A 7,210-nucleotide genomic window follows, 5' to 3' on the forward strand; every position below is an offset into this window, starting at 1 on the left:
ACCGGGGAGAAAGGGGGCCGAGGCCGGTGGCAACAGGTATGCTGGGCCGGTTTCCGCCGACACCCTGAATCGACCGCATGCGCATCATCAGCTTCAACGCCAACGGCATCCGTTCGGCTGCCAGCAAGGGCTTCCTCGAGTGGTTCCGCGCCCAGGACGCCGACGTCCTGTGCATCCAGGAAACCAAGGCGCAGGAGGCGCAGCTGTCCGATCCGATGTTCCGTCCGGATGGCCACCATTGCTTCTACCGCGACGCCAGCACCAAGAAGGGCTACAGCGGCGTGGCCATCTACAGCAAGCGCGAACCCGACCAGGTCATCACCTCGCTGGGCTGGGCGCCGTTCGACGAAGAAGGGCGTTACATCGAGGCCCGCTTCGGCAATCTCAGTGTGGTCTCCTTCTATATTCCGTCGGGCAGTTCCGGCGATCTGCGCCAGGGCTTCAAGTTCGAGGTGATGGAATGGCTCCGGCCGATCCTCGACCAGTGGCTGCACAGCGGCCGTGATTACGTCCTCTGCGGCGACTGGAACATCGTCCGCTCGGCGCTGGACATCAAGAACTGGAAATCCAACCAGAAGAACTCCGGCTGCCTGCCGGAAGAGCGCGACTGGCTCAATGCGGTGTGCGCCGACCATGGCCAGGCCACCGACCTGGCCAGCGGGCGCGGCTGGGCGGATGCTTACCGCGTGCTGCACCCGACCGGCGAGGACTACACCTGGTGGAGCAACCGCGGCGCGGCGCGGGCCAACAACGTGGGGTGGCGCATTGACTACCAGTTCGTCAGCCCGGGCCTGCGCGACCGCCTGCAGGGGTGCTCGATCTACCGGGACGAGCGCTTCTCCGACCATGCCCCCTTCTGCGTGGACTACGCCACATGACGGACGCGCCCGTGCCGGCGTCGTACAAGGGCTGGGCCGGCATCAAGCGCGCCTTCGGCACGCCCTCGGCCCTGACCATGGCGCTGCTGGGCTTCGGCAGCGGCCTGCCGTTCCTGCTGATCGCCTCACAGACCCTGTCCACGCGCCTGCGCGACGTCGGCCTGGAGCTGGGCAGCATCGGCCTGATCAGCCTGGCCAGCTTCTTCTACCTGCTCAAGTTCCTGTGGGCCCCGATGCTGGACCGCTACGCGGTGCCCCTGCTGGGTTTCATGGGCCGCCGCCGTTCCTGGCTGCTGGTGTCGCAGGTCATGGTGCTGGTGGGTCTGGTCGCGCTGGCCTTCGTGCGCCCGGAACAGGGCGTGTGGCCACTGGTCTGCTGGGTACTGGTGGCGTCCTTCGCCGGCGCCACCCAGGATTCGGTGGTCGATGCGTATCGTATCGAGATCGCACCGGATGCCTCGCAGGCTGCATTGGCGGCCACGTACACGCTGGGCTACCGGATCGGCCTGATCCTGGCCGGGGCCGGCGCGCTGTACCTGGCGCAGTTCGAAGGCTGGATCATCGCCTACCTGGCCATGGCCGCGCTGATGCTGCTGCCGATCCTCACCACGGTGTTCTGCCGCGAGCCGGCGCACCCGGAAGCGGCCGTCGTGCGCCGCATCGATGTGGCCGAAGCCTTCATCCAGCCGATCAGCAGCTTCTTCACCCGCAACGGGGTAGCGCTGGCGGTCGGCCTGTTGGCCTTCGTCGGGTTGTTCAAATTCCCGGACCAGGTGATCGGCGTGATGGCCGGTCCCTTCTATCTCGATTCGGGCTTCGACAAGGCGGACATCGCCACCGTGTCCAAGCTGTTCGGTGTCTGGATGGGCATCGGCGGGGCGTTCCTCGGCGGCATCGCGGTGGCCGCGTTCGGCTTCCGCCGGATGCTGCTGGTGGCCGCCCTCGGCGTCGCCCTGTCCAACCTCGCGTTCCTGCTGATGGCCCATAACCCCGGCCAGCTGTGGGCGTTCTATGCGGCGCTGAGTGCCGACAACCTGTTCCAGGGGTTTGCCGGCACGGTGCTGGTGGCGTTCATGTCATCGCTGACCGATCGCAACTTCACCGCCACCCAGTACGCGCTGCTGGTCTCGCTGGCCAACCTGCCGGGCAAGTTCGTCGGCGGTGTGTCCGGATACATCGTGGAGGCCACCTCGTATAGCGTGTTCTTCATGCTCAGCGCGGTGACCGTGGTGCCGACGCTGCTGCTGCTGGCGTGGTTGTGGCCACGCCTGTCCGACACCGCATCGCCTGCAGGCTGATTGCCTGCGGGCGCGCGGTACGGGATGATCGACTGTCGGCACCGTGGGGACGGGGCCATGCAAGGGGGAGCACACTCATGGCGGACCTGCTGCTGCAGGAAGTGGATCCGATGATCCTGGACCGTATCGCGCGGTTGGCGGTGGCGCGAGGCTGGACACAGGCGCAGGCCTGTGTCGCCGTGCTGGAACAGGGCCTGTTTTCCACCGAACTGGAAGTCCGCAGCGGCTTCGAGAATCCGGAAGTCGATGCATTGGCCGATGCCATCGCGGCCCTGCAGGCCCTGCCGGCCGGCCACGGCTTCTGACGCGTCGCCAAGCACCGGGCCACGCTCGGCGAATCCCGAACGGCCTTACCCCGGATGGATCGCGCCCAGGATCCGCGGCCCCTGTGCGCCGGTGACGCTGGGCAGGTTGCCCGCCAGTCCGTCCAGCGTGCGCTGCGCCAGCCACGCGAACCCCATCGCCTCCATATAGTCCGGGTCCAGCCCGTGCACGGCGCTGGATTCCACCACCACGCCGGGCAAGCGTGCGCCCAGCCGCAGCAGCAGTTGGCCATTGCGGACGCCGCCGCCACACACCAGAAGACGACGGGTGCCAGGCTGGTTGCGCCGCAGCGCATCGGCGATGGTGGCGACGCTCAGCTCCAGCAGCGTGGCCTGCACATCGGCCGCCGGGCGCTGGCCATCGGCCAGGAAGCTCTGTGCCCATGGCAGGTGGAACTGCTCGCGGCCGGTGCTCTTGGGAGGCGGCAACTGGAACCACGGGTCGGCCCGCCAGCGCGCCAGCAGGCCCTCGTCGACCACGCCACTGGCGGCGAAGGCACCATCGGCATCGAATGCCTGGCCGGTGTGGCGCTGGCACCACGCATCCAGCAGGGCGTTGGCCGGGCCCGTATCGAAGCCGAGCAGGGTGCCCGATCGCGGGATGAGCGTCAGGTTGGCGATGCCGCCGAGATTCAGCACGGCACGGTCTTCGTCGGCCGTGCCCAGCATGGCCAGATGGAAGGCCGGCATCAGCGGGGCGCCCTGGCCCCCGGCGGCGACATCGCGACGACGAAAATCGGCGACGGTGGTGATGCCGGTGCGCTCGGCGATGCGGTTGGCATCGCCCAGTTGCAGGGTGAACGCAGGCGATGCACTCGGGCGATGACGGACCGTCTGGCCGTGCGAACCGATGGCCCGCACCTGCCGTGCCGCCACACCGGACTGCGCAAGCAGGGCAGCGGCAGCCTCGGCGAAGGCCAGGCCGATGCGCGCATCCAGATCGCCCAGCTCGTCCAGTGACGCCAGTTCACCGCCTTGCCCCAGGACCACCAGGCGCTCGCGCAGTGTCGGCTCCCAGGCGCCGGTCAGGCCGTCGATGAAGTGGCATCCGCCCTCAGCGGGAAACTGCACGAGGGCCGCATCGATGCCATCGGAACTGGTGCCGGACATCAGCCCTATATAGAGCGGGCACGTCGGATCGAACGAGGCGGTCATCGGAACTCCAGAAACGACAAGGGCGCCAGCTTGGGCGCCCTGTCATGAGCCGTCAATGCAGGAACAGGCTGCGGCCTCAGCCGCGCTTGTTGCCGGTCGCCACCCGCGGCGCACTCGCCACTTCAGTGCCGGAGGCACGTCCGGCCGGGGCCGGGCTGGCATCGGCGTAGATCATCTTCTCCATGCCCTGGATGCGCGCCATCGCCGGCGAGGTCTGCGCGCGGAAGGCCACCAGTTCGGCGCCACGCAGCGGCTCGGGCGGCGGCATGGTCACGCTGAGCGGATTGCGATGCTCGCCGTTGACGCGGAATTCGTAGTGCAGGTGCGGGCCGGTGGCCAGTCCGGTGGAGCCGACGTAGCCGATCACCGTGCCCTGCGCCACGCGCTGGCCGGCCTTGATGTTGCCGAAGCGCGACATATGTCCGTACAGCGTGGTGTGGCCGCGACCGTGGTCCAGGATCACCACGTTGCCGTAGCCGCGCTGGGTACCGGCGAACTGCACGCGCGCATCGCCCGCGGCCATGATCGGGGTGCCGGTGCGTGCGGCGTAGTCCACGCCCTTGTGCATGCGCATCTTGCCCAGCACGGGGTGCTTGCGTGCGCCGAAGGTCGAGCTCAACCGCGCGAACTGGATAGGCATGCGGATGAAGCTCTTCTTCAACGGGCGGCCATCGAGATCGAAGTACTCCGCCTTGCCGTTGCGGTCGAAGCGGAAGCCGGAATAGGTCTTGCCGCCGCTACTGAAGGTGGCGGCCAGGATCTTGCTGGTGTCCACGCGCTCGCCTTCGCGCCAGGTTTCATCCATCACCACACTGAAGCGGTCGCCCGGCTGCAGGTCTTTGGAGAAATCGATGTCGTATTTGAAGATCTCGTCGGTCATGGTCGCGATTGCCGAAGGCGAAAGCCCCGCCTTGCGCGCGGCGGCGTACAGCGAGCTGGTGATCTCGCCGCTGGTGACCACGGTGCGGGTGCTGGTCTCGCGCTTGCTGACCGTTTCCTTGATGGTGTCCCCGGCCAGCGCCAGTTCCACCCGGTTGGCATCGTCCCGGTTGAAGCGGATGCTGCGCAGCTCACCGGACAACGGCATGTCGAAGGCGATCTCGGTGCCTGGGCGCAGCTTGACCAGCGCGTCGCGGGCACCGGGATGCTCAAGTACCCGGTGCATGGTGGTGGCTGGGATACCCGCCTGGTCGAACAGATCGCTCAGGGTCTGGCCGCGCTGCACGCGCAGCACCTGCCAGCTGTCGCCCGGGGTGTGCTGCTGGCGCGCGAGGGACAGCGGCGGCAGTGGCAGCGCCAGACTGGTGTGCGCGTTCGGATACGGGGTTTCGATGGTGCTGGAGAAACCCGGCACGATCGTGGCCACCAGCATGCCGATGGTGGCGAACAGGCTGGCGTGCACCCAATGACGCCGGGTCCAGCGTTCATTGAATGCAGCGGGGAGGTGTTGCCTGAGCTTCCGGTGCAGGGCGTTGTCGTGAAGGACGTGGAGCCGTTCCTTGAAGCGCTGTTTGCGCGCGCGGCCGTGATCGGAATTGAGCATCAGTAGTGTTTTCCTGGCGGGCCCGGGAACACGGGCTGGATCGCCGGTTACCATAGACACCTATGAAAAGCGCGTCAAACCCTTGTGCCTATTGGTTTTTGTGAAGCCGATGCGGTTAACTTGGTCTTAACACCCCACAAGAAAATACGGCGTTGCCGGGAGTAGTGAACGTGTCCTCCATTGATGAAGCCCTTGCCCTGATCAGCCGCGGTGCCGACGAGATCCTGAAGGTCGACGATCTGCGTGCACGCCTGGAAAGCGGCAAGCCCCTGCGGGTAAAGGCGGGGTTCGACCCTACCGCCCCCGACCTGCACCTGGGCCACACCGTGCTGTTGAACAAGCTGCGGCAGTTCCAGGACCTCGGTCACCAGGTGATCTTCCTGATCGGCGACTTCACCGGCATGATCGGCGACCCGTCCGGCAAGAGCCTGACCCGCAAGCCGCTGAGCCGTGAGGATGTGCTGGAGAACGCACGTACCTATGAAGAGCAGGTCTTCAAGGTGCTGGACCGGGAAAAGACCGAGGTCCGCTTCAATTCGGAATGGTTCGGCAAGATGTCCGCCGCCGACATGATCCGCTTGGCCGGCCAGCACACCGTGGCCCGCATGCTGGAGCGCGACGACTTCGCCAAGCGCTATGCCGCCCAGCAGTCCATCGCCATCCATGAGTTCCTGTACCCGCTGGTGCAGGGCTACGACTCGGTCGCGCTGGAAGCGGACGTGGAGCTGGGCGGTACCGACCAGAAGTTCAACCTGCTGATGGGCCGTGGCTTGCAGGAGCACCATGGGCAGAAGCCGCAGGTGGTGTTGACCATGCCGCTGCTGGAAGGCCTGGACGGCGTCAACAAGATGTCCAAGTCGCTGCACAACTATATAGGTGTCAGTGAGCCGGCCATCGACATCGTCACCAAGACCATGAAGGTGGACGATGCGCTGATGTGGCGCTGGATCGAGTTGTTGTCCTTTGACATCAGCCAGGCCGAAGCAGCCGCGTTGCGGGAACAGGTCGCGTCCGGCGGATTGAACCCGCGTGAGGTGAAGTTGCGCCTGGCCCGCGAACTGGCCACGCGGTTCCATGATGCAGCCGCCGCCGAACAGGCCGTGGTGGGCTGGAATGCCGCCGTGACCGGGCAGGGTGACATCACCCAGTTGCCGCTGCAGGATGTCGCGGTTCCTGCCGAAGGCCTGCGCATGGCCGCGCTGCTGACGGCCGCCGGGCTGACCCCGAGCAACTCCGAGGCCAACCGCAAGCTCAAGGAGCGCGCGGTCAAGGTGGACGGTGTCGTGGTGGAAGACGGGCAGCAGGTGCTGCCGCCGGGTTTCGAAGGCCTGCTGCAGGTAGGCAAGCGGACCTTCGCCCGCATCCGTCTGGTCATTGCCTGACACGTATCTATAGAGGAGGAGCGGGCCCACGGCCCGCTCTGGATGCCGATACACGAGCAACTGCAAGGCGATGTGAAAAAATATCGCCAAACCCCTTCCCAAAGTCTGGGGAAAGGGACATACTTCACCTCCCCCGTCGCAGGGGTCGCCACCAAGGGGCTTCAGCGACAAAAGGAACGCCACCACCGCCGAACGATTTGATCGAACGAAGGTGTTGACGGACTCGAAAAGTCCGGCATAATAGGCGGCTCGCAACGACGAAACGCCTTCGGGTTCAACGTCGAAGCAGCAGAGTCAACAACGTCCACTTCGGTGAGGCGGCCTTTGAAAAAAGGTGTTGACGAAGCGGAAAAGCTCGCTATAATGGGCGGCTCGCAACGACGGAAACGTCGCTGCACACGGGAACGGCGCTGAGGCCACTTCCCCTGATCTTTGAAAGTATGCGCAGGTATTATTGTGAAGGCGCCCTGCAGGAAGGATGACTAGTCCATTTTGCAGACGTTTGATCAAGCAATAAAGCACGTTCGAAAGAACGTATTGAGTTGCCGGAATCATTCTTCTGTAGCTTTAAGTATTTTGTCTTCGGACATGTAATTTTAAGTGAAGAGTTTGATCCTGGCTCAGAGTGAAC

At 65.4% G+C, this 7,210-nt stretch carries 6 protein-coding genes and 1 rRNA gene (1 of these 7 running past the window's edge); 5 read left to right on the forward strand and 2 right to left on the reverse strand.

Features of this window, described 5'->3' with window-relative positions; genetic code table 11:
• Nucleotides 1-77 precede the first annotated feature (77 nt).
• The 3 genes from ICJ04_RS01595 to ICJ04_RS01605 all read left to right on the forward strand — a co-directional run bounded on the left by ICJ04_RS01595 (nt 78) and on the right by ICJ04_RS01605 (nt 2,481).
• Nucleotides 78-878: an exodeoxyribonuclease III gene (locus tag ICJ04_RS01595; RefSeq protein ID WP_188325828.1), complete on the forward strand. Its 801-nt coding sequence runs from the start codon at nt 78-80 to the stop codon at nt 876-878.
• Entirely contained in the window at nt 875-2,176 is a 1,302-nt protein-coding gene (locus ICJ04_RS01600) for an MFS transporter (protein ID WP_188325829.1), read from the forward strand. Before ICJ04_RS01595 ends, ICJ04_RS01600 begins: the two co-directional genes overlap by 4 nt.
• Before the next feature lie 77 nt (nt 2,177-2,253).
• Nucleotides 2,254-2,481, forward strand: a complete 228-nt coding sequence (locus ICJ04_RS01605) for a hypothetical protein (RefSeq protein ID WP_188325830.1) — start codon at nt 2,254-2,256, stop codon at nt 2,479-2,481.
• Nucleotides 2,482-2,526: 45 nt separating this feature from the next.
• Here ICJ04_RS01605 and ICJ04_RS01610 read toward each other — a convergent pair whose 3' ends face one another.
• Both ICJ04_RS01610 and ICJ04_RS01615 read right to left on the reverse strand, forming a co-directional pair.
• Nucleotides 2,527-3,654 carry an anhydro-N-acetylmuramic acid kinase gene (locus tag ICJ04_RS01610; RefSeq protein WP_223202960.1) on the reverse strand — a complete coding sequence of 376 codons (1,128 nt, stop codon included), beginning with the start codon at nt 3,652-3,654 and terminating at the stop codon, nt 2,527-2,529.
• A gap of 76 nt (nt 3,655-3,730) precedes the next feature.
• Nucleotides 3,731-5,197, reverse strand: a complete 1,467-nt coding sequence (locus ICJ04_RS01615) for a peptidoglycan DD-metalloendopeptidase family protein (RefSeq protein ID WP_188325831.1) — start codon at nt 5,195-5,197, stop codon at nt 3,731-3,733.
• Nucleotides 5,198-5,367: 170 nt separating this feature from the next.
• Between ICJ04_RS01615 and tyrS the strand changes: the two genes are divergently transcribed.
• Together tyrS and ICJ04_RS01625 are read left to right on the forward strand one after the other, a co-directional pair.
• Nucleotides 5,368-6,579: a tyrosine--tRNA ligase gene (gene tyrS, locus ICJ04_RS01620; RefSeq protein ID WP_188325832.1), complete on the forward strand. Its 1,212-nt coding sequence runs from the start codon at nt 5,368-5,370 to the stop codon at nt 6,577-6,579.
• Nucleotides 6,580-7,176: 597 nt separating this feature from the next.
• A 16S ribosomal RNA gene (locus ICJ04_RS01625) occupies nt 7,177-7,210 on the forward strand; it runs 1,513 nt beyond the window's last position.

Source organism: Stenotrophomonas sp. 169, from assembly GCF_014621775.1.
Lineage (GTDB): Bacteria > Pseudomonadota > Gammaproteobacteria > Xanthomonadales > Xanthomonadaceae > Stenotrophomonas.